Raw genomic sequence first — 20,899 nt, forward strand, 5'->3', positions numbered from 1 at the left:
TGGAGAATGCAATACTCCAAGATGAGTTCAGGGCGAACACATTCCCAATGAAGTAGGTTATGCGATCGCTTTTATTGTGAAAGTGGAATTAGGCGATCGCTCATCATAATTTCACTACCATTAGTAATATAAGTTGCTCAATAAATAAATATGGAAACTAAAGAAATTCTCCAAGCACTCCCAAGCCTGAGCATAAGCGATCGCTTAAAGATAGCTGAATCAGCCCTGCAATTGGTTCTTCAAGAAAAACATTCACTTACCAAAGATGAGCAAAAATGCCAATTAACACTAGCCGCAATCACAGCTATTGCAGATTATGCACCTGGTAGTGAATTAAATATATTCTCAGAGTTAGAGGGAGAAGACTTTTGCGATGATCCAGATGAAGACTTCCACAACTCAGGAAATTATGTACAGAGGTGAAGTCTGGTTAGTTAATTTAGATCCAACAGTAGGGACAGAAATTAGCAAAAAACGTCCTTGTATCATAGTCAATGATGATGCTATTGGTATATTGCCTTTGAAGGTTGTTGTCCCAGTTACAGATTGGAAAGAAAGATATGCTGTTAGACCTTGGATGGTGCGGCTGGAACCAAGTACAGAGAACAGTTTAGCCAAAGTTTCTGGTGTAGATACTTTTCAAATACGTTCAGTTTCAGAAATAAGATTAGTTAGAAAACTAGGTTAGCTATCTGACTCAGAAATTCAACTTGTTTCTCAAGCATTAGCTGTTGTCTTAAATATTTATCACCCAACACTTTAGCGATCGCTTTTTTTAACGAACCACAGAGGCGCAGAAAACACAGAGGAAGAAAAGAGCGATCGCACAGTGGAAATTTTTCAGGCGATGCCTTCGGCTGGCTTCGCCTACGCTTTTTTAACGAACCGCCAAGACGCCAAGGAAGAATAGAAGAGGCGATCGCTCTTTTGGTCAAATGCATCAAAATCTAATCGTGAGTTGTACCATCTGGCATAATAGCACCAGTTAGAACTGCACCGGATAAATCTGCTCCACTCATATTTGCGTCTTTTATGTTGGCTTTTTCTAAGTTTGTATTTTTCAGATTCACTCCACTTAAATCTGCTAAAGAGAAGTTTGTTTCATTAAGATTAGCATTCTCAAGCTTTGCTCCTCTAAGGTTTGCAGAAGTAAAATTTGCTCCTGATAGATTACCATAAATGTATTCTGTTAACTAACCACATTATTCTGTCAATCTGAAATTCTAAATCCTTGGAAGCAGTGCTATTTTGTGTCTCTTCCTCAACTACATCAATTTCTTTTTCTTGCTCACTTTCAGCAATATCAACATTTCCAGGATTAGTAACTGGGTTTTCCAAATTTGTTTGACTTTCTTGCTGCTCAACCCTTTCAAAAACCTGATTTACTACTTCAGTATCATCTAAATTCGCTTTGTTAATTGATACGTCACTATTATCCAAATCTTCACTAATATTAGACAGATGATTGAGGGGCTGTTGTAATTCCGCAAAATATACATTTAATTGTGCGATATCTTATTGTAGAATTTCAATTTGCTGTAACTCAAGCCTGTTATTAAATTCTTGTTTAAATTCATCAAAATACTGTTTTAGCCAAGCAATATTTTTTCGTCGGAGATCCTGTTCCAGTTCTAAGTGTGAAATCCGTGATGCCAAAGATTCTAAAGTTAGTTCTGAGTTAGGGCTATTCATAAATTTATCGCTAACTATATTGTGTTTATATTTATAAATTGCCCAATTTAAAGCTTAGATTAACAAGCAAAACTCCCAGTTTTTACCGTCTTCTTGGCGTTAGGTAATTGCCCAACAAAAAACTTGCCTCAGAAGTATCACACTCCCAAGGCAAGCCAACTCTCTAAATTCTTCCTCCGCGCTCTCTGCGCCTCTGTGGTTCGTTAAAGTTGCTTCACTTCCGAAACCAACTTCGCCACCATATCCTTCGCGCTACCAAAAAGCATCGTAGTTTTATCCTTGTAGAACAACTCATTATCTACACCGGCAAAACCCGTACTCATCCCGCGCTTAATCACAATCGTCTGCTTCGCCCGATCTACTTCCAAAATCGGCATACCATAAATTGGGCTATTTGTATCACTCCGCGCCGCCGGATTTACTACATCATTTGCCCCAATTACCAAAGCCACATCCGCTTGTTCAAACTGGGGATTAATATCATCCATGTCGTACAACTGGGTATAAGCCACATTTGCCTCTGCTAGCAACACATTCATGTGTCCCGGCATTCTCCCAGCAACAGGGTGAATGGCATACTTGACATCAACGCCCATTTTTTCTAACTGATCTGACAATTCCCGGACGCTATGTTGCGCTTGGGCAACTGCCATACCATAACCAGGCACAATTACCACAGAACGGGCATAACCCAACATCATCGCTCCTTCTTCGGGATCGATACTGCGGACAGTTTGATCTGTCGCACCACCACCAGCAGCACCACCGCCAGAAGTAGATCCTGTACCAAAAGCACTGAACAGCACACTGAAGAGAGAGCGGTTCATTGCCTTACACATAATTTCGGTGAGGATTAAGCCAGATGCTCCTACCAAAGCCCCAGCGATGATTAACATATTGTTCATCACCACAAATCCAGCAGCCGCCGCCGCCACACCTGACAACGAGTTCAACAGCGAGATTACCACTGGCATATCGCCGCCACCAATCGGGATGACGAACATCACACCCAGCACTAAGGAAACAGCTACCACTCCTAAGAATATGGGTAAGCTATCTGGTGTAATGATTAAATAGGCACTACCCACCAAATAAGCACCTAGAAGTAAAAGGTTAAATGGTTGCTGAAAAGGAAATGTTATCGGGGAACCACTGATTAAACCTTGCAATTTGGCAAAGGCTAGAAAACTACCTGTGAAGGTAACACCACCGATTAACACGTCCAACAGCATGGAAATGTTCACATCTAAGGGTATCGGCTGAGAACTATCTAATAACCGCCAGAATTCGGCAACAGCTACTAATGCCGAAGCTGCACCACCTAAACCGTTGAGTAAACCCACCATTTGAGGCATTTCGGTCATTTGGACTTTGTAGGCAACGATCGCACCAATTCCCGATCCAATCGCCAAGCCCAACAATATCATCTCGTAGTTCAACACATGCCGATCCAGCATTGTCGCTACAATTGCCAGCAGCATTCCCACAGATGCAATCACATTACCGTTTCGCGCTGTAGCTGGTGAACCCAGCTTTTTCAAACCAAAAATGAATAAGGATGCAGCGACTAAATATGTCAGCTGAATGCCAGTTGGTAAAAAGTCGCTCACGCCTTAATCTCCTTCTTCTTGAACATTTGCAGCATTCTATCTGTGACTAGAAAGCCACCTACAACGTTGACTGTAGCTAGTACTACAGCAATTAAACCGAGAATCACTGACACACTTGTGTCTCTAGCTCCTGATGCCACTATTGCCCCAAGTACCGAAATGCCAGAAATCGCGTTTGAGCCTGACATTAGGGGCGTGTGGAGAGTCGGTGGTATTTTGTTGATAACTTCAAAGCCGATAAAAGATGCCAAAACAAATACAAACAAAGCAGCAAGTAATGCCTCTGTCATGAAATCAAAACTCCTTGTATAAATGGGCATTGGGCATTGGAAAAACTCTTCCCTAGTCCCTAATCCCCAGTCCCCAGTCCCTAATTAACCGCCGGTTGTTGAGTATTCAAAGCTTGTAGCGCATCCCGCACTCGTTGATTGCGAATTTCACCAGCGTGGGTAACGCAAGCTGCATCAACGATGTCGTCGCTAAAGTCTACCTGTAAAGCTTTGTCTTTAATTAGCAATTGCATCAACGATGTTACGTTCTTGGCATACAATTGGCTGGCGTGAATTGGCATTGATGATGGGAGATTGATGGGGCCGATAATTGTTACACCGTTCCATACAATATCTTTGCCGGGTTCGGTACAGGCGCAGTTACCACCCTGATCGGCAGCTAAATCCACAATCACTGAACCGGGTTTCATTTGTGCCACCATTTCTTCTGTAACCAGCCGTGGTGCTTGTCTCCCAGGAACTTGGGCGGTGGTAATTACCACATCAGAATTTTTGACGTGTTCGGCGACAACTTCTTGGGTACGTTGTTTGCTAGCCTCGGAAATTTCCTTGGCGTAACCACCGGCGGCGACGGTTTCTTCCTCTAATTTGACTTCAACGAATTTTGCCCCTAAGCTTTGCACTTCTTCTTTGACGGCGGGACGGATATCAAAGGCTTCTACCACTGCTCCCAAGCGTCTAGCGGTGGCGATCGCTTGCAATCCGGCGACCCCAGCGCCCATAATAAATACTTTCGCTGGAGCGATCGTACCTGCGGCTGTAGTTAACATCGGGAAGTATTTCGGTAACGCCGCGGCGGCAATTAATACTGCTTTGTAACCGGCTAATGAAGCTTGCGAGGACAAAGCATCCATACTTTGCGCCCTGGTGGTACGGGGGATCATCTCCATACTCAAAGCTGTGACTTTCCGATTTGCCAGCTGCTGCGCTACAACAGGATTTCCCAAAGGATTGAGGAAACTCAGTAATACAGCCCCTTCCTTTAACAAATCAATTTCTGAGCGTCCATCTTCTCGTTCTTGCGGTGGACTGACTTTCAGCAGAATATCTGTTTCACCCCATAATTTGGCAGTATCGCTGATTATTGTGGCTCCTGCTGCTTCATAGTCAGGATCGCCAAAAAAAGAGCGCTCTCCTGCACCCGCTTCTACCCACACTTCCAAACCTTGTTTTACCAATCGGGCAACGGTGTCAGGAATTAATGCCACACGACGTTCACAAACTTCAATTTCTTTAGCAACTGCTATTCTCATGAAATCTCCTGAAGATAAATACCTAATCTCTGCTAAGTAAGCGATTGTCCAGACGAGGGATGTTCCGCGCTCATAGTACTTAGGCTGGAACATCAGCCATGAATTTTACTTGTAGATTGAACCTTGAATCTTTCCTCTCCCACTCTTAGCTCTCCAGACAAAGCCTCATTTTTTTGTAAAGTTCTGAGCGGAGGTTCCCGCAGATCGGACTTTCCGCTTTGCCGCTCGCAGATGTCATATTTTCAGATAGTTGCAAACAGGGTTACGTATTGCACATCCTAAATTGATTCCCAAATTTTGCATCTTTATCTTTAGCTTGTTTTCGGGATTGAGAAATTTTGGTATTCCTTTCTTATAGAGTAATATTGACCGAATTTTGAAAGCTTTATAATTTCCCAATCAAATTTTAATAATTACGACTTCGATTCCAATTCAACTTATTTTAATCAATTTAGCCCAAGTTAACTGGCGATCGCTGATGACATGGATCAAATTTTATAACAAAATTCTCAAATTTAGATACACTTATACATATTTGTCAACACAATCCAATCCCAGCTGTGTTTATATCTAGTTCAATTTTGACCAACTTAGTATCAAATCAGGACTACATAAGGGTAATGAAGTAAGTCCATATACGTTCTTTTTGCTACTAAGTAATTTTGCTGTTGCCTAAACTTCAGGTAGGATGGCACTTTTTTTGGAAATTAAACGTCCATTGTCAGGAAGCCAGTAGTAAAGTTTAGTAAAGAATACTAACACACAGTTATTTTAGATAACAGATTTATATTTTGGTAGAGGAAGCCCAATTATGCGACGTTTACTTTCTGCTTTAGCCGTGACTAGCTTTTTGGTTACTGGATTACCAGCCTTAACTTTGGCGCAAAGCTTACCTGGATTTACGCTCTTTAGCGGCGTCAAACAAGAAAATCAGCTACCCTTCCGGTTAGATTTTGGTGGACAAGCTAATGGTTGGGATCGATACATATTAAAGATTCCAGCCAAAAGAATGAAATTGGCAGTTGGTCAATTTGCCATTACCTACCCTGATTATTACAAAGGAACTTTTGACCAGAAAAAAATTGAAGTCCGAGTCAAAGGTAAAGCAGTTCCGCTTTCTGAGGTGAAGTGGGACAAAGAAGGTAAACTGATTAATATTTATCCTCAAGAGCCAGTGCCAGCAGGTAGTGCAGTTGAAGTAGTGTTATCTAACGTGAAAAACCCATCGTTCGGCGGAGTTTACTATTTTAACTGTCAAGTGCTCTCCCCTGGGGATGTACCACTACTGCGCTACATGGGGACATGGATTTTGAGCATCAGTTAAGAGTGGAGAGAGGGATAAGGAGAAGAACCAATCCCCAATTCCCAATTCCCTAAAAAATTGATACAATTAGAGATTGTGAGTTTTTATAAAAATCACCTAAGGGGAGAACAGTATGAAAAGAACACTGGGCGGCACTAGCCGTAAGAGAAAAAGAACCTCTGGTTTTCGCGCCAGGATGCGGACACCAGACGGCAGAAACGTGATTAGCGCCAGAAGAAAAAAAGGGCGTCACCGTCTGAGCGTTTAGGGCATATCAAGCGATAAAGAGCATCTGTGGCTTTGCCCAAAGCAAATCGGCTAAAATCCCGAAAGGATTTCCAGGCAGTTTTCCGAGAAGGAATTCGGCGTCATGGCTCTTATTTAACATTGAGAGCTTTAAAGCCGTTATATTCAACAAAACCTCCTTTGGACACTGCCACCCAGACTACACAGGCAACAGACTCAGCACATCTTGCCAGTACGCGGATTGGCATTTCGATTAGCACAAAAGTCAGCAAAAGAGCAGTGGTTCGCAACCGAATCAAACGGCAAATTACTGCTGCTTTATACAATTTGCTGCCAAAATTATCACCAGGATGGCGGCTAGTATTCATTGTCAAACCTACAGCAGCAGAATCTAAGTGCGTAAGCCCACAATTTCTGCAAGAATTAGAGCAGTTGTTGGCACAAGCTGAGGTGTTCGATGGGAATTCGTGAAGATGTTTATTATGAAGGTGGCCCCCATGTTGGGGATTTAATTGTCAACCTGCTGATTGGGCTAACCATTGTCGGGCTACCATTAGCAGTCGGGGCAATTGTCAGGGCATTGTGGCTGCGTTTCCGCATCACCGATCGCCGAATTACTGTTACCGGAGGTTGGCAGGGGCGCGATCGCACTGACGTAATTTACTCAGAAATTGTCAAAATCGTCAAAGTCCCCCGTGGCATTGGCTTTTGGGGAGATATGGCGATCACTCTAAAAAACGGTAGTCGTCTGGAATTGCGGGCAATTCCCAAGTTTCGGGAAGTCTATGACTACATCAACGAAAGAATTGCTGCGAAAAATCCCGAATTTAGCGCCACTGCCAACAATTGATGGAAGTAAGGGGAACAGGGGGAGCAAGGGAGAAGAATTAATAACCAATGCCCAATACCCAATGCCCCATTTATAATGTGCGGCTATCCGTAGCGAAAGATAGTCGCCGACAAATCATGATTTAGATAAATTAGATTCAGTTTACAGTACCTCAGGTTGAATTCAGAATAATGGATTTTGGTATCGGCTTTCTCTCGAACAACGTGATGCTGCCAATCATAGACTTTTTCTATGGTATTGTGCCTAGCTACGGATTAGCGATCGTTGCTTTGACCTTGATAGTCCGCTTTGCGCTCTATCCCCTGAGTGCTGGCTCAATTCGCAATATGCGGAAAATGCGAATTGTACAACCTCTGATGCAAAAGCGGATGGCAGAAATCAAAGAGCGCTATAAGGATGAACCGCAAAAGCAGCAGGAGGAAATGGTTAATGTCCAAAAAGAATTTGGCAACCCTTTGGCAGGCTGTTTTCCATTACTAGTGCAAATGCCAGTTTTGTTAGCGCTGTTTGCCACTTTGCGGGGTTCGCCTTTTGCAAGTGCAAACTACAGCGTTAACTTGCAAATTCTTCCCGCAGAACAAATAGAACAAATTCAACCGCAAGCCTTTGCCACTGCTCCGCAAAATATTTACGTTGCAGATGGGGAACACGTTAAAGTAGCTGCCATTCTTCCCAGTGGAAACAAATTAACGGTGGGAGAACAAACCAAGATACAGTATCAGACTGTTGAGGGTAAACCATTTCAGGTGCTATTAGCAGAACACCCAGAAAATAAGCTGATTCCTGATTGGAAAATCACCAAAGGTGCAGATCGGATAAAAATTGATCCCCAGGGCAATGTAGAAGCCTTGCAACCGGGAGAAGTTACTATTCAAGGAACAATTCCTGGACTAGCAGCAGAAAAAGGCTTTTTATTCATTGATGCTTTAGGCAGGGTTGGCGCACAAGATGCAGATGGCACAATCCATTGGGATATCGTCGCCATGATCGTCTTCTTTGGAATCAGTCTTTATGTTAGCCAAATGCTTTCCGGGCAAAATTCCAGCGGTGGCAATCCACAGCAGGATACAGTTAACAAAATCACCCCCGTCATCTTTTCTGGGATGTTCTTGTTCTTCCCCCTACCAGCTGGGGTACTGATGTATATGGTGATTGGTAATATTTTCCAGACTGCACAAACTTATCTTCTCTCCCGCGAACCTCTACCGGAGGAACTGCAAAAAATTGTAGAAACCCAGGAGAAACAAGCAGCAGTCACAGAACAAAAAGCATTACCGTTTGAACCAAAAAGTCCTAAGAAAAAGGCGACAGGGGGATCATGAGCGACATTCCGATGCAGCGAGGTCAGCAGTGGTTAAAAACTCTGCTGGAACTCACTGGAATACCTGTTGAGATTCAGGGTCATTTAGAAACTGCTCAATCTCAAGATGGCGATTCCCTAGAAGAACCAGATAACTACTGGTTGACTATTGACCAAACCAATTTGACATCAGAACAAATCCAGGTGTTAATTGGTGCTGATGGTTCTGTGTTAGATGCGATTCAGTATCTAGCAAATTCGGTTCTAAACCTCAGCCAACCCCCGGAAGAACAAGCCTCTTACACCATTGAGTTAAATGGCTACAGGGTCAAAAGAGAAGCCGAAATTCGCGCATTAGCAGAAGCAGCAGCCGATGAAGTGCGCTTTTCTGGTAGAGAAGTGGAAATCAAATCTCTTAGTTCTGCTGAACGGCGTCAAGTTCATACCTTCTTGAAGGAATTTGGAGATTTAGAAACCTTCAGTCGCGGTAAAGAGCCACATCGTCATCTGGTTGTCTGTCCAGCTTCGTTGGAAGGAGTTACAAATTAGGAGTTAGGAGTTATGAGTTTGGAGTTAATTGAGAACTCATAACCATATATAATTTCAAAATTTCTCTTGTTCTTAAGGGATAAAATAAAGATTCAGTAACAGTAGAATTGCTGATAATCGAGATAAATTTTAGTGAGGATGTCTCACAAATCCTATGGACGCAATTTATATTCCGCAGCTAATTAGAGCATCGGAGCGAACAGAGGAAGTTCAAGTTAAAGAATTTCTGCCTGGTCTAGAAACGTTAACACCAGTTCGCGGTCATGTGCGCGTGCAACATCATGGCAATTACCTGGAAGTGTCGGGTCAGGCAGAGACAATTATTACTTGTACCTGCAACCGTTGCTTGCAGCAATACAATCGTCGTTTAGGGCTTGATACCAAGGAAATCATCTGGTTAGACGAAACTGCAAATCAGCCAAATGACTTGCCCTTAGAAAGGGAAGTGGTTATGGAAGATTTGCTGGAAAGTTTACCGCCCGATGGTTATTTTTATCCGAATGAATGGCTATATGAGCAGATGTGCTTGGCAATACCTCAGCGCCAATTATGCGATCGCAATTGTCCAGGTATTCCTGCAATTACTGCTGATAGTTCTGATAGTCCTGAAACTCCAGGCGATCGCCGTTGGGCTTCGCTGGAAGCACTGAAAAAGCAACTTCCGGGATAGATATTTCATGCGCCGTTTGCTGTATTACGGCGCAATTAACTATTTTATGTAAGAAATATGTCTTGAGAGTACCTAACGTCCCTAATGGCGCAGCAAGATTAAAATGGTGTGAAAGAAAAATTAAATTATGTTTTTAAATTGAGATTTTTCCAAAATTTTTAATGCATCATCTTAGTCTTGCCAGACTAATGGGACAGACCACTAGTACAAAAGTAACTAAATCGCAGTATATAAGTTTTAATTATATTAATTTATGATACTAGTATGAGTCAGAAAAGAAAAAGTCTTTTTCTGAGATGGATGTATTTAGTTACTGATATTAATAATTCTTTGCCCAATTTCTCCGCATTAGCTTGTCCAAATTGTTATCGGCTAGGAGTGGATTTTCAATATGTTGGGGATCTGCAAACAAGGATCGGCTACATGGTAATATAATGTCCATTTTGTTTACAGGGAATACACATTTCCAGAGTGAGCATTCCCGATCAGGCTCAGGCTCTTCCTTTTAATGTGTCCGCAGAACAAATTTTAAAGCGAATTCCAAATTTCACTCATGTAAAGCCAGACTATTGAGAAAAAACTAAACTTGATTTGAGCTATGAAGTCGCTGAACTTTAGTTTTTAGTGGGTGAGGGCGCTAAGTAAGATTTGGGCTAACTGAAAATTCCCTAGTGTTATTCGTTTTTAGTTGTTAGAGGTGATACAAACCTGAACAATGAGAGAAGAACAAATAACCACAGCTATATATGAACTTCCGTGAAGAGTTTAAACTGCTGCTACGCGCCCGCTACCCCTTGATTTATATTCCCACATACGAGGAAGAGCGGGTAGAAGCAGCTATCCGAGAAGAAGCCACCAACCAGGGTAATCGCCCGGTGTATACTTGGGATTTTGTCGATGGCTACCAAGGAAACCCCAATGATGTTGGCTTTGGGCGACGTAACCCGTTGCAAGCTTTAGAATTCATCGAAAAATTACCAGCTTCCGCACCTGCGGTATTGATTTTACGAGATTATCATCGCTTTTTAGATGATGTAGCGATCGCCCGCAAACTCCGCAACCTGTCCCGACTCCTCAAGTCACAACCAAAAAATATTGTCCTACTGTCGCCACGTATCGCCATCCCTGACGACTTAACCGAAGTGTTGACAGTCGTCGAGTTTCCCTTACCCGCCGCCCCAGAAATTAAAACTGAGGTAGATCGCTTACTACAAAGTACTGGTAACTCCCTTTCTGGAAAAGTTTTAGATGATTTGGTGCGCTCTTGTCAAGGACTTTCAATGGAACGGATTCGCCGGGTTTTGGCAAAAGCGATCGCTACTCACGGAGAATTGCAGCCAGAAGACGTGGATCTGGTTTTGGAAGAAAAGCGCCAAACTATCCGCCAAACCCAAATCTTGGACTTCTACCCCGCCACTGAGCAAATTTCTGATATTGGCGGACTGGATAACTTGAAAGACTGGCTGATTCGCCGGGGAGGTTCGTTTACTGATCGAGCACGACAGTACGGATTACCGCACCCCCGTGGTTTAATGTTGGTGGGTATTCAGGGGACTGGTAAATCATTAACGGCAAAAGCGATCGCTCATCACTGGCATTTACCTTTGCTACGTTTGGATGTGGGCAGGTTATTTGGTGGTTTGGTGGGTGAATCAGAATCTCGCACTCGCCAAATGATCCAAGTAGCTGAAGCCCTTGCTCCCTGTATTTTGTGGATTGATGAAATAGATAAAGCCTTTGCCGGACTTGGTAGCAAAGGTGATGCAGGAACAGCCAGCCGTGTGTTTGGTACTTTTATTACCTGGCTAGCCGAAAAAAGCTCACCCGTGTTTGTCGTCGCCACCGCCAACGATATCCAAGCCTTACCGCCGGAAATGCTCCGCAAGGGGCGATTTGATGAAATTTTCTTTGTGGGTTTGCCTACCCAAGAAGAGAGAAAAGCAATTTATGATGTTCATTTATCCCGACTGCGCCCCCATAACTTAAAAAGTTATGACATCGAAAGGTTAGCTTATGAAACGCCCGATTTTTCTGGAGCCGAGATTGAGCAAACTTTAATTGAAGCGATGCATATTGGATTTAGCCAAAACCGCGACTTTGCTACCGACGACATTTTAGAAGCAGCTAGTCAGATCATACCCTTAGCACGAACTGCCGTAGAGCAAATTCAGCAACTCCAAGAATGGGCTGCTGCTGGGAGAGCGCGTTTAGCATCCAAACACAGTCCTTTGAGCGAACGCCTCCGGCGCACTACGTGAACCCCAAAAAAATGTAGAGATGTAGCAGTGCTATATCTCTACAAGGGATCTCGATAACGCATATTTAATTTAACTAGATGTCTATTCAGCATAGCTACAATAATGAGTTAGTCAAAAGTCAATAGTTAATGATGAATTATTATGGACTATTGATTCTTATACTGATGGGTTACTTGCTTCTCTACTTGTAATCCGTGAGAGCCAGTTCAACACCACTCTCCTCAATGGGAGGGAAATACGCAGATGACTGGCTCACCTTCACTCTTGACTGTTGATAATCAGGTTTTAATTATGTTGTCTGGCTTTACAAAGTTTATACTGGGGTTTTTCTTAGCGATCGCTGTACTAATAGGTGGCGGTGCTGCAATTGCACTCTATTTTATGAATCGCACCGGCATACCCCCCGCTAAACCCGTTTTTTCCAACGATAGTCCCTCGGTGAAAGCCCAAGCTCCAAAGGCAACTGAGCCTGGAGGAGGTAAATCTACTCTTACACCTGGCACTCAGGCTCAATCATCTCCAAGAACCTCTACTCCCACAGAATCACCAAAGGCAACACCATCACCAAAACCATTGCCAGCGGGAGCTTACCGAGGACGTGTTAGTTGGGCTGAAGGCTTGAGTTTGCGATCGCAACCAAATCAAGAATCTGAAAAGATTGGTGGAGTTGGTTTTAATCAAAAAATTATTATTTTGTCAGAAAGCGACGATAAAGCTTGGCAAAAGATCCGTTTGGAAGGTAGCGAACAAGAAGGTTGGGTGAAAGCAGGTAATACTGAAAAAGTTAATGAACAATAGGCATGGGGCATGGATAAGAGACAAGGTAGACGAAGAAGAGGGGACAGACAAGGGAGATTGTTCAATAATTCCCCCTTGTCCCTCTGCTCCCCTGCTCCCCAGGATACTTACTTATAAAGAATCATACGAAAAGTAATTATTACACAGGTAAGTGGTATACTTTTTTCTAGTCATCAACTTGAAAAAAGCAAGTGAAAACAGGGGTAGCTAACCATTTAATCAAGCTTGCCTCAGTCTACGAGGCATCCGAAAGCATCAAGGTTGTTCCTATCGTAGTTAATTTCAAATTTTTAAATTGGAAAAAGTTATCGACTGGTGCTGCAATGCGTTTTTTGTCTGTGGCTCTGATTACGGGGCTTCTAAGTACTGCTGGACAAGCTTTAGCACTTCAGAAAATAGGAAGTAATGGGACTGAAGTTAGCAGTACCCAGAGATGTTTAAAAAAGCTAGGCTATTTTAACGGCCCGGTGACAGGTAAGTTTGCTAGCTTGACTCAAAATGCTACGATCAAGTTCCAGCAAGCCAATAGAATATCTGCTGATGGAGTTGTGGGTATTAGTACTCAAAGAGCCTTGCAACGAGCCTGTCAAAGTAGAAGTTCTAATAGAAATATCGGTGGCGCATCACGTTCGCCAGTTGGTCAATATCCTACTCTTTCTCAAGGCAAAACTGGTGCAGCCGTCACAAGGTTGCAACAGCGTTTACGGCAGTTAGGCTACTTTAATACTAATCCCACTGGGAATTTTGGACGAATTACTAAAGATGCTGTAATTGCATTTCAGCGAAATTATCGCATAACTGCTAGCGGGATTGTGAATCGACAAACTTGGAACGCACTAATGGGTTCCTCTCCGACTTCAGGAAGATCGAGTCTTTCCACTCAACAAGTTAGAGAACTCCAAGTGCGTTTGCGGCAGCTAGGTTATTTAAATGCTGATGCCACTGGGAATGTTGGCCCAAAGACTAGAGAAGCTGTAATTGCATTCCAGCGAAATAATGGACTACCTGTGGATGGCATTCCTAATGTCCAAGTTTTGGACTCAGTGCGTAGAGTCTCCATAGGTGGTACTCAACAACCAGGTAGAAGTTATCTAACTGTAGGCGATCGCGGAGAAAATGTCAGATTAGTTCAAGAGCGTTTGGTGCAGTTGGGTTACTCTAATACTAATCCTGATGGACTTTTCAACGATTACACCAGACAATCTGTGATTGCATTCCAGCAATCTTCTCGAATTAATTCCACTGGAAATGTAGATTGGCAAACTTGGGAAGCATTGGGGTTGAATGGTTCAACTGGAGGCAATTCTACTCCAAATAATGATTATGTATTAGCTGACACTAATCCCTATGCATTACCTCCTGCCAATGACTATGTAGTACCTGTTACCAATGGCAATACATTAGTTGCTAATAATCCTTACAGAGTGATAATTCCCATTTCCAGTAATGATACTCTGACTAAAGTACAACAATATATACCCAATGCTGTCGCGGAGCAATCCAATTTAGGGGATTATGTGAATGCTGGAGCATTTAGCGATCGCGCCCAAGCAGAAAGGCTATCAAAAAAACTCCGCTCATTAGGTCTTGATGCACGGGTAAAATACAATTAAATTGACAAACTTAACTGCGAACCTTCTTGAGTTTTATTGACTTCAATCCTGGCTTGGAAAGCTTCTTTGAGGTGCGGCATGTGGGTAACGGTGAGGATGCAGGCGAAATCAGAGGAGATCGCATTAATTGCGGCAATCAAGCGATCGCATCCTTCGGCATCCTGTGTACCAAAACCTTCATCCACAATCAACAATTGCAACGCCGCCCCCGCCCGTTGCGCTAATAATTTCGCCAAAGCCAAACGGATGGCAAAGTTAATTCTAAAGGCTTCCCCACCTGAGTAAGTTTCATAAGCTCGTGTTCCTCTAGAATCGGCGATTAAAATATCTAGAGTGTCTATCAGCTTGGCATTTTTCTTGGTTGATTTAGCACTGCGTCCAGCTTTTTGAGTAATAAATTGTACATGAAACTGATTGCCACTCAGCCGCGAAAGTAGTTGATTTGTCTCGGCTTCCAGTTGTGGTAACACATTCTCAATCATCAGTGCTTGGATACCATTTTTACCAAAAGCTTGCGCTAATTCCTGATAAACACGATATTCCTGTTTGCAAGATTGTAATTGCTGCTGCTGTTGTTCATACTGAATTTGCAGTGTTTCTAGTTGATGCGCCAGCTGTTCTAAACGCCCTAACTTGGCAATTTGCTCATCAAGTTGCCGTCTGCGGATTGCTAACTGCTGCTCTAAAGTTTGAATTTGGGCAGATGGGTTAGCTGTTGCTTGTAGTTGCTGAATAATGCTTTCGATTTGGCCGCCGAGTTTTTGGCGCTCCGTTACTCTGGCGCTTCTGGACTCCTCTAACTCTTGCAATCTCGTTTGGAGTTGCGGATACTGCTGCTGTGCTGATAGCAGTTGTTGATACCGCAAATGCCAAGATTGAGCTTTCTTTACAGCCATGCGGAGATTGTTGTGCTGCTCGGAACTGTAGCCAATTTCAGTAATGTGACGCTCAATATCTGCGATTTGTTTAGCACATTCAGAATCAATCTGATCCTGCTGGATTTTGGCTTGTAATTGGGCAATTTGGGATTGAAGTTCTGGTTTTCGGGCTAATAGTTGCGCTTGTCGCTTAGTTGCATCTTTAATTTGCCCTTGTTTAATTTCTGCCCATCGCCAGCGCTCAATTTCGCTCCGGGCCAGGGCGTGGTCTTGTTCATTATAATTGACTTGTTGCAGATATTGGTCTAGCTGCCGGAGTTCGGCTTGTTTATCGGGAGCGTAATCACCTGCTTGGAGCGATCGCTCTAAATGCTGTTTTTCAGCAGCAATTTGTTGTAACTGTTGTTGCACATCAGTTGTCGCTTCTAACTGTGCTGCTAACTGTCCCCGCTGTTCGCGTAAACCATCATAGCCCGCCAAGTGTTGGGATATATCGCGATATTCCTGCCTAAGTGTCTGAATTTCTTTGTCAGACACAGCCAATTGTTCCCGCACTACCCAAAACTGCCCTTGAGTATCCTCTAACTCACTTTGAGTTTTTTCCACTACCCGACTCCAGTGATGTTCGTCTAAAGGACGTTCACATAATGGACAAAGTGCTTCAGGATTTTGCAGCATTTGCAATTTTTGCTCTAATTCTCCCAGCAGTTTTTCATAGTCTCGTTGATGAGCTTGCAGACGTTCGATAAAATGCCGTCTTTCTTGCCCTTTTTCTTGAACTCGTTGCAGATAAACCCGCTTTTTCTCCAATTCCTCAATCTGGATTGCTACATCCATCACCGCTTGTTGCAGTTGCGGTTGGCGACTGTGCTGGCGTTGCAATTGGTTCTCAGTACTTTGGAGTTGTTCGAGTCGCGCTACTAAACCAGCATGAGTGCGATCGAGTTGGCTTTGTAAAGTTGCTCGTTGTTGCAACAAGGGAGTAACTTGCATTTGCAGTTGATCTAAACGAGCAACATGGTGACGAGCTGCGGCTAGTTGTGACAAAGCAGCTTCTACTTCACCCGACTTAGTGAGAGTTTGCTGAATATCTCGCTCTTGTTGCTGCAAAGCTTCTAACTGCGCTTGGGCTTGTTGCAGTTGCCGTTCGATTTCGTGAATTTGTTTGGTAAGCTGTTGTTGCTTTTGTTGGCGATTCTGCCCAGCGCGAGTATGTTCTTCAAATTTGACAGCAAAGGCTTCTTCTTGAGATTGTAGACTTTGATATTGGGCGTATCCAGCTTTAATCTCAGCTTCTTGGTGTAATATTTTTTCTAAATCTGCTAGCTGAGAGCCAATAGCTGATTGTTCTTGTTGGAGGCGATCGCAATCTTGGGTAAGATTTTGGTATTGCTGCTTTACAAAATTGAGTTGTTGTTCCCAATTTTGGCGCTGGTGCTGGATAACTTGCAAATTTTGTAATTTAATATTATCAAAAGCTTGCACTTGTTGCAGTTGGTTAAGTTCGGCTTCTAACTCCACTCTTTGGGCTTGGGTGATCTCGCGTTGTTGCAGCTGAATTTTTATCGACTCCAAAGAACGCTCTAACTCTACTGCCTGTGCTTTGAACTGACGAGAAGATTCCTTTGCCCGTTCTTCCAAGTCATCGTACTGATTGAGTTTCAACAACTCCGCTAAAATTTCTTTGCGTTCCGTGGGGCGCTTGAGCATGAATTCATCTGCACGACCTTGACGTAAGTAGGCAGAATTAATAAATGTATCATAATCAAGCTTGATGTGTTCTAAAATCAAATCCTGGGTTGCTCTTACCCCTTTGCAAGTGAGTGAGCGAAACCCAGATGGTATTTCTATTTGAAATTCGAGGACACTAGTACCTCCCCGAATTCGGGTACGAATCACCCGATATTTTTGCTGGTTACTTTTGAAAGTAAAATCAACCCGAACTTCTTTCGCGCCAGAATAGATGACATCATCTTCAGCAGTGGCACGGCTTTCACCCCAAATTGCCCAAGTGATTGCTTCTAAAAGAGAAGATTTACCCGCACCATTGGAACCACAAATACAAGCCGTATGCAAACCGCCAAAATCTAAAGTTGCATCACGGTAACTAAGGAAGTTTTTGAGGATAAGTTGGACTGGGATCATTCAGGCTATAGCGCCACATCTACTTTTAATAAATAACAGTACAGATGCACTGTTTGTTAGTTTAGCTATCTAGATATCAGGTTTCTAGTCTTGAAGACATCAATTTTACAAAAATTTACAATACTATCAGTCAATTTTTCTTATTGCATGAAAAAGTTTTACTGTCTTCGGAGAAAAATGAAACTCTCCAGGAGGCTTTTGTTATTTCTTTCTGTTGTCTGAGAAGAAAACATTCTTTTTTGATTTGTGAGAATTGAAAGTTACAGATCCCTGACTTCTTAAAAGTTGTCGGGGATCTTGTCTCTTAGGAATTATTTAAGATTGTGATAGTCGCCAAGAGAGAATTTGTCATTAGACCTCTTGCATAAATCAAAAATAAAGAACCCCACCCCGCATTTGAAGACAGCAAACGCTCCCCTCCCCTTACCAAGGCTACGGTGTACACACAAGTCTGAAGTTGCTCAATAATCTGGGTTTTACCCCACCCTAACCACTGCTTAAATTCAATCAACGACACCTCCAATTCAATAAACAACCACCCGAATTCAATCAACGACTACCCGAATTCAATCAACGACTACCCGAATTCAATCAACGACTACCCGAATTCAATCAACGACTACCCGAATTCAATCAACGACTACCCGAATTCAATCAACAACCACCCGAATTCAATCAACGACACCTCCAATTCAATCTTACCAAGGGGGGATTAAGGGGGTGTAACTTGTGTGTACACCGTAGCCTTACCAAGGGGAGGCGTATTAAGGACTTTTGCAAGAGGTCTATTAGCTAATTGCGATCGCTTGACCGAGGTATCAACAATCCAATATATGTACCGACAGCAAATTTTGTTAAATCGAGAAATGGAGGGCGACTCTTTTCATCGATAACTGCAAGAGTGAGAGAACCAATCACCATAATCAGCGTTACAACAGCCAGCACTTCATCTCTTGAAGGAAACTTCTTCGATAACATTGACTCCCTCCCAAATCGTTTGAATCACTACATCCATACTTTGACAGGTAAGTGTTTGTTCTAGGCTTAAATACAGGTTTGTGATATGAGTGACTTGTGTATGCGATGAGTATAAATTGCCAAATTGGCAGTTAGAATCAGCAAAAGTGTAGTGGTTAGCTTATGTCCGGGCGATCGCTTTCCTGTTCTCCAGAAGGTATCCAAAAAGCAAAAAGAGCTTTAATTCGTTATTCTTTAACTCAAAAGGCATTAGCTAAAGAGTTAGAAGTAACTCGCCAGCCGATTGGAAAGTTCTTTACAGGTAAACCTGTTGACCGCAATCTCTTTGTGCAGATTTGCGACAGGCTAGACCTAGAGTGGGAAGAAATAGTTGCTGAACCAGCCAGTGAACCAGAGGTAAATCAGGATAACAGTATTAATATTGATGCGATCGTCCAAGAGGTACGTGAAAAGCTAAAACCCCTCATTCAAGAATGCTGCGGCACAATGCGGGTGCTAGATATGACTCAACCCATTGGGTTGAATGACATTTACACCAGCGTCAATATATTAGAGAAAATCACTGGACAGCAACGCTTAGGAATTGATGAATTCTTACAACACTGTAGCAGCCAGGATTTTGACCTCTTTGGACTTAACAGAATTACTGCAAAACGAGTGCCAGGACTGGAAGCGGTTGAGAAATATTCCAAGTTGATGATTTTGGGTAAACCAGGAGCAGGTAAAACGACGTTTCTGAAGTATTTAGCGATTCAGTGTATTGGAGGTGAGTTTCAGGCTGAACGTGTACCTATTTTTGTCACCCTCAAAAACTTTGCGGAAGCTACAAACAAACCTGGATTATTGCAACACATAACAGAAGAGGCGATAAATCCTATCTCTTCTATCCAAGATGTACTAACAAATGGCAAGGTATTAGTTTTACTCGATGGGTTGGATGAAGTTAAAGAAGAGGATAGTAACCGTATCTTAAAGGAAATTCGTGAGTTTTCCGATCGGTTCCCAAAAAATCAGTTTGTCATGACCTGCCGGATTGCAGCAAAGGAGTATACCTTTGAGAAGTTTACAGAGGTGGAAGTTGCTGATTTTGACGATGACCAAATTTGCAACTTTACCAATAAATGGTTTAAGGATAAAGCTGTAAAACCAGAGACTTTTATCAAACGTCTCGAAGAGAATAGCCGAATCAAACAACTTGCTGCAAGTCCGCTGCTGCTGACGTTGCTTTGTTTAGCATTTGAAGAGTCAGGAGATTTTCCTGCAAATCGTTCTGAGTTATATAAAGAAGGACTGGATGCGTTATTGAAAAAATGGGATGCCAAGCGGGGAATTCAACGCGATCAGATTTACAAAAAGCTATCAGTCCAACGCAAAGAAGATTTACTCAGCAAAATGGCTCTCACCACCTTTGAGCGCGGTGACTATTTTTTCAAGCAGAAAGTAGCAGAACACTATATTACAGAATACATCCGCAATTTACCCGGTGCTAATACTGACGAAGAAGCATTGCAACTTGACAGTGAGCAAGTTTTGCGTTCAATTGAGCATCATCATGGGCTAGTTGTAGCCAGAGCAAAAGGGATTTATTCATTTTCTCATCTCACATTTCATGAGTATTTCACAGCTAGAGAATTTGTGGTTGTGAGACAGTCATCGGAGGAAACGTTGCAAAATCTTGTTAGCCACATCACTGAGCAACGCTGGCGAGAAGTCTTTTTGCTGGCGGTTGGGATGTCACCAAGTGCAGATCGTTTATTGCTGTTGATGAAAGAGAAAATTGATACGCTTATAACTACTGATGAAAAGTTACAGGATTTTTTAATGTGGGTACAGAATAAATCTCTATATGTTGATACTAATTACAAACCAACAGCAGTTAGAGCTTTTTACCTAGAACTTGGTCTTGGTCTGATGTATGAGATTAGTCTTGACCTAGCCTGTAGCTTGGATAATACTATTAGTTATGTTCGTAATTCTGCCTCTAACTGCCCTCTCAGTCTTGATCGCGATCTTTTTTTGGAACTACACCTGAACGAAGATTTATTCTTTGACAATATCAACTTATTTAGATATTCCTCGAAAGTATATCCAGAACTCTTAGAAATAACAAAAAACAAGGGTATAAATAGAAAGGAAAAATTAAGAGAATTGATGATTAAATATCGTAATTTTGGATACGATTGGAAGTTTAGTAAAAACCAGAAAGAATTGCTGATACAGTACTACAATAGTAATAAAATAGTGGGAGATTGTATAAATAGCGATTGTTACGTTAGCCGTGAAGTGCGACAGCAAATAGAAGATACCTTGCTATTACCGATCGCAGAGATTAAACAGCGTCAGCAGCAATCTTAAATATACACATAACAGATAGTGAATTATTCGTTAAAAAAATGAAAATATTTTCCAATTCCTAGCAAATAAATTTATAATAAAAGTAAGAGTTCGCAGTTAGCCCATTCGCCT

General features: G+C 42.5%; 22 protein-coding genes. 13 read left to right on the forward strand and 9 right to left on the reverse strand.

From position 1 onward, the window contains the following. Window positions 1–150 precede the first annotated feature (150 nt). Window positions 151–423, forward strand: a complete 273-nt coding sequence (locus tag V7K41_RS26345; protein WP_334852971.1) for a hypothetical protein — start codon at window positions 151–153, stop codon at window positions 421–423. Then, window positions 383–688 (forward strand): type II toxin-antitoxin system PemK/MazF family toxin, encoded by a 306-nt coding sequence (locus V7K41_RS26350; RefSeq protein ID WP_334852973.1) that lies wholly within the window; start codon window positions 383–385, stop codon window positions 686–688. Before V7K41_RS26345 ends, V7K41_RS26350 begins: the two co-directional genes overlap by 41 nt. Here the strand turns inward: V7K41_RS26350 and V7K41_RS26355 are convergent. From V7K41_RS26355 to V7K41_RS26380, 7 genes are all read right to left on the reverse strand, one after another. Beyond that, the gene (locus V7K41_RS26355) at window positions 672–941 is read right to left on the reverse strand and encodes a hypothetical protein (RefSeq protein WP_334852975.1); all 270 of its coding nucleotides are present in this window, start codon (window positions 939–941) and stop codon (window positions 672–674) included. The genes V7K41_RS26350 and V7K41_RS26355 overlap by 17 nt on opposite strands. 6 nt (window positions 942–947) lie before the next feature. Beyond that, window positions 948–1,181, reverse strand: a complete 234-nt coding sequence (locus V7K41_RS33015; RefSeq protein WP_442943290.1) for a pentapeptide repeat-containing protein — start codon at window positions 1,179–1,181, stop codon at window positions 948–950. Continuing rightward, entirely contained in the window at window positions 1,171–1,440 is a 270-nt protein-coding gene (locus V7K41_RS26360; protein WP_334852977.1) for a hypothetical protein, read from the reverse strand. The genes V7K41_RS33015 and V7K41_RS26360 overlap by 11 nt, the downstream gene beginning before the upstream one ends. A 75-nt stretch (window positions 1,441–1,515) precedes the next feature. Next, on the reverse strand, window positions 1,516–1,692 hold the full coding sequence (locus tag V7K41_RS26365) for a hypothetical protein (RefSeq protein WP_334852979.1): 177 nt from the start codon (window positions 1,690–1,692) through the stop codon (window positions 1,516–1,518). Window positions 1,693–1,895: 203 nt separating this feature from the next. Further along, the gene (locus V7K41_RS26370) at window positions 1,896–3,302 is read right to left on the reverse strand and encodes an NAD(P)(+) transhydrogenase (Re/Si-specific) subunit beta (RefSeq protein WP_334852981.1); all 1,407 of its coding nucleotides are present in this window, start codon (window positions 3,300–3,302) and stop codon (window positions 1,896–1,898) included. Further along, window positions 3,299–3,592, reverse strand: coding sequence for an NAD(P) transhydrogenase subunit alpha (locus V7K41_RS26375; RefSeq protein WP_322710495.1), 294 nt, complete (start codon window positions 3,590–3,592; stop codon window positions 3,299–3,301). Before V7K41_RS26375 ends, V7K41_RS26370 begins: the two co-directional genes overlap by 4 nt. 80 nt (window positions 3,593–3,672) lie before the next feature. Then, entirely contained in the window at window positions 3,673–4,845 is a 1,173-nt protein-coding gene (locus V7K41_RS26380; RefSeq protein WP_334852984.1) for a Re/Si-specific NAD(P)(+) transhydrogenase subunit alpha, read from the reverse strand. A gap of 811 nt (window positions 4,846–5,656) precedes the next feature. Between V7K41_RS26380 and V7K41_RS26385 the strand changes: the two genes are divergently transcribed. From V7K41_RS26385 to V7K41_RS26430, 10 genes are all read left to right on the forward strand, one after another. Beyond that, complete coding sequence (locus V7K41_RS26385; protein WP_334839158.1) at window positions 5,657–6,169, forward strand: DUF2808 domain-containing protein; 513 nt, start codon at window positions 5,657–5,659, stop codon at window positions 6,167–6,169. A 112-nt stretch (window positions 6,170–6,281) separates the two neighbouring features. Further along, window positions 6,282–6,416, forward strand: a complete 135-nt coding sequence (rpmH, locus tag V7K41_RS26390) for a 50S ribosomal protein L34 (RefSeq protein WP_099102484.1) — start codon at window positions 6,282–6,284, stop codon at window positions 6,414–6,416. 26 nt (window positions 6,417–6,442) lie between these two features. Continuing rightward, a complete protein-coding gene (gene rnpA / locus V7K41_RS26395; protein ID WP_334852985.1) occupies window positions 6,443–6,865 on the forward strand; it encodes a ribonuclease P protein component in 423 nt (140 codons plus the stop codon). Continuing rightward, window positions 6,852–7,244: a PH domain-containing protein gene (locus tag V7K41_RS26400; RefSeq protein WP_334852987.1), complete on the forward strand. Its 393-nt coding sequence runs from the start codon at window positions 6,852–6,854 to the stop codon at window positions 7,242–7,244. Before rnpA ends, V7K41_RS26400 begins: the two co-directional genes overlap by 14 nt. Window positions 7,245–7,414: 170 nt before the next feature. Further along, complete coding sequence (yidC, locus tag V7K41_RS26405; RefSeq protein ID WP_334852989.1) at window positions 7,415–8,566, forward strand: membrane protein insertase YidC; 1,152 nt, start codon at window positions 7,415–7,417, stop codon at window positions 8,564–8,566. Then, window positions 8,563–9,093, forward strand: coding sequence for a Jag family protein (locus tag V7K41_RS26410; RefSeq protein ID WP_334852990.1), 531 nt, complete (start codon window positions 8,563–8,565; stop codon window positions 9,091–9,093). Before yidC ends, V7K41_RS26410 begins: the two co-directional genes overlap by 4 nt. A gap of 154 nt (window positions 9,094–9,247) precedes the next feature. After that, the gene (locus V7K41_RS26415) at window positions 9,248–9,763 is read left to right on the forward strand and encodes a YceD family protein (RefSeq protein WP_334852992.1); all 516 of its coding nucleotides are present in this window, start codon (window positions 9,248–9,250) and stop codon (window positions 9,761–9,763) included. A gap of 746 nt (window positions 9,764–10,509) precedes the next feature. Continuing rightward, a complete protein-coding gene (locus tag V7K41_RS26420) occupies window positions 10,510–12,021 on the forward strand; it encodes an AAA family ATPase (protein WP_334852993.1) in 1,512 nt (503 codons plus the stop codon). Between the two features lie 291 nt (window positions 12,022–12,312). Continuing rightward, the gene (locus V7K41_RS26425) at window positions 12,313–12,819 is read left to right on the forward strand and encodes an SH3 domain-containing protein (RefSeq protein WP_334853213.1); all 507 of its coding nucleotides are present in this window, start codon (window positions 12,313–12,315) and stop codon (window positions 12,817–12,819) included. 191 nt (window positions 12,820–13,010) lie between these two features. Continuing rightward, window positions 13,011–14,432: a peptidoglycan-binding protein gene (locus V7K41_RS26430; RefSeq protein ID WP_334852994.1), complete on the forward strand. Its 1,422-nt coding sequence runs from the start codon at window positions 13,011–13,013 to the stop codon at window positions 14,430–14,432. On the opposite strand, the gene V7K41_RS26435 is transcribed toward V7K41_RS26430, so the two are convergent. Together V7K41_RS26435 and V7K41_RS26440 are read right to left on the reverse strand one after the other, a co-directional pair. Beyond that, window positions 14,429–17,455 (reverse strand): SMC family ATPase, encoded by a 3,027-nt coding sequence (locus V7K41_RS26435; protein WP_334852996.1) that lies wholly within the window; start codon window positions 17,453–17,455, stop codon window positions 14,429–14,431. The genes V7K41_RS26430 and V7K41_RS26435 overlap by 4 nt on opposite strands. A gap of 792 nt (window positions 17,456–18,247) precedes the next feature. Then, complete coding sequence (locus V7K41_RS26440; RefSeq protein WP_334852998.1) at window positions 18,248–18,433, reverse strand: hypothetical protein; 186 nt, start codon at window positions 18,431–18,433, stop codon at window positions 18,248–18,250. Between the two features lie 162 nt (window positions 18,434–18,595). Here V7K41_RS26440 and V7K41_RS26445 point away from each other — a divergent pair, with 162 nt between their 5' ends. After that, window positions 18,596–20,788, forward strand: coding sequence for an NACHT domain-containing NTPase (locus V7K41_RS26445; protein ID WP_334852999.1), 2,193 nt, complete (start codon window positions 18,596–18,598; stop codon window positions 20,786–20,788). The last annotated feature ends 111 nt before the right edge of the window (window positions 20,789–20,899 follow it).

The sequence above is a fragment of the Nostoc sp. genome, assembly GCF_036917415.1.
In the GTDB taxonomy this organism is placed as follows: domain Bacteria; phylum Cyanobacteriota; class Cyanobacteriia; order Cyanobacteriales; family Nostocaceae; genus Nostoc.

Coding starts and splice junctions, on each gene's coding strand:
- yidC (WP_334852989.1), top strand. CDS start 7,415: ATGGATTTTGGTATCGGCTTTCTCTCGAACAACGTGATGCTGCCAATC.
- V7K41_RS26420 (WP_334852993.1), top strand. CDS start 10,510: ATGAACTTCCGTGAAGAGTTTAAACTGCTGCTACGCGCCCGCTACCCC.
- V7K41_RS26355 (WP_334852975.1), bottom strand. CDS start 941: ATGCATTTGACCAAAAGAGCGATCGCCTCTTCTATTCTTCCTTGGCGT.
- V7K41_RS26410 (WP_334852990.1), top strand. CDS start 8,563: ATGAGCGACATTCCGATGCAGCGAGGTCAGCAGTGGTTAAAAACTCTG.
- V7K41_RS26365 (WP_334852979.1), bottom strand. CDS start 1,692: ATGAATAGCCCTAACTCAGAACTAACTTTAGAATCTTTGGCATCACGG.
- V7K41_RS26385 (WP_334839158.1), top strand. CDS start 5,657: ATGCGACGTTTACTTTCTGCTTTAGCCGTGACTAGCTTTTTGGTTACT.
- V7K41_RS26350 (WP_334852973.1), top strand. CDS start 383: ATGAAGACTTCCACAACTCAGGAAATTATGTACAGAGGTGAAGTCTGG.
- V7K41_RS26440 (WP_334852998.1), bottom strand. CDS start 18,433: ATGTTATCGAAGAAGTTTCCTTCAAGAGATGAAGTGCTGGCTGTTGTA.
- rpmH (WP_099102484.1), top strand. CDS start 6,282: ATGAAAAGAACACTGGGCGGCACTAGCCGTAAGAGAAAAAGAACCTCT.
- V7K41_RS26380 (WP_334852984.1), bottom strand. CDS start 4,845: ATGAGAATAGCAGTTGCTAAAGAAATTGAAGTTTGTGAACGTCGTGTG.
- V7K41_RS26435 (WP_334852996.1), bottom strand. CDS start 17,455: ATGATCCCAGTCCAACTTATCCTCAAAAACTTCCTTAGTTACCGTGAT.
- V7K41_RS26425 (WP_334853213.1), top strand. CDS start 12,313: ATGTTGTCTGGCTTTACAAAGTTTATACTGGGGTTTTTCTTAGCGATC.
- V7K41_RS26445 (WP_334852999.1), top strand. CDS start 18,596: ATGTCCGGGCGATCGCTTTCCTGTTCTCCAGAAGGTATCCAAAAAGCA.
- V7K41_RS26415 (WP_334852992.1), top strand. CDS start 9,248: ATGGACGCAATTTATATTCCGCAGCTAATTAGAGCATCGGAGCGAACA.
- V7K41_RS26400 (WP_334852987.1), top strand. CDS start 6,852: ATGGGAATTCGTGAAGATGTTTATTATGAAGGTGGCCCCCATGTTGGG.
- V7K41_RS26375 (WP_322710495.1), bottom strand. CDS start 3,592: ATGACAGAGGCATTACTTGCTGCTTTGTTTGTATTTGTTTTGGCATCT.
- V7K41_RS26345 (WP_334852971.1), top strand. CDS start 151: ATGGAAACTAAAGAAATTCTCCAAGCACTCCCAAGCCTGAGCATAAGC.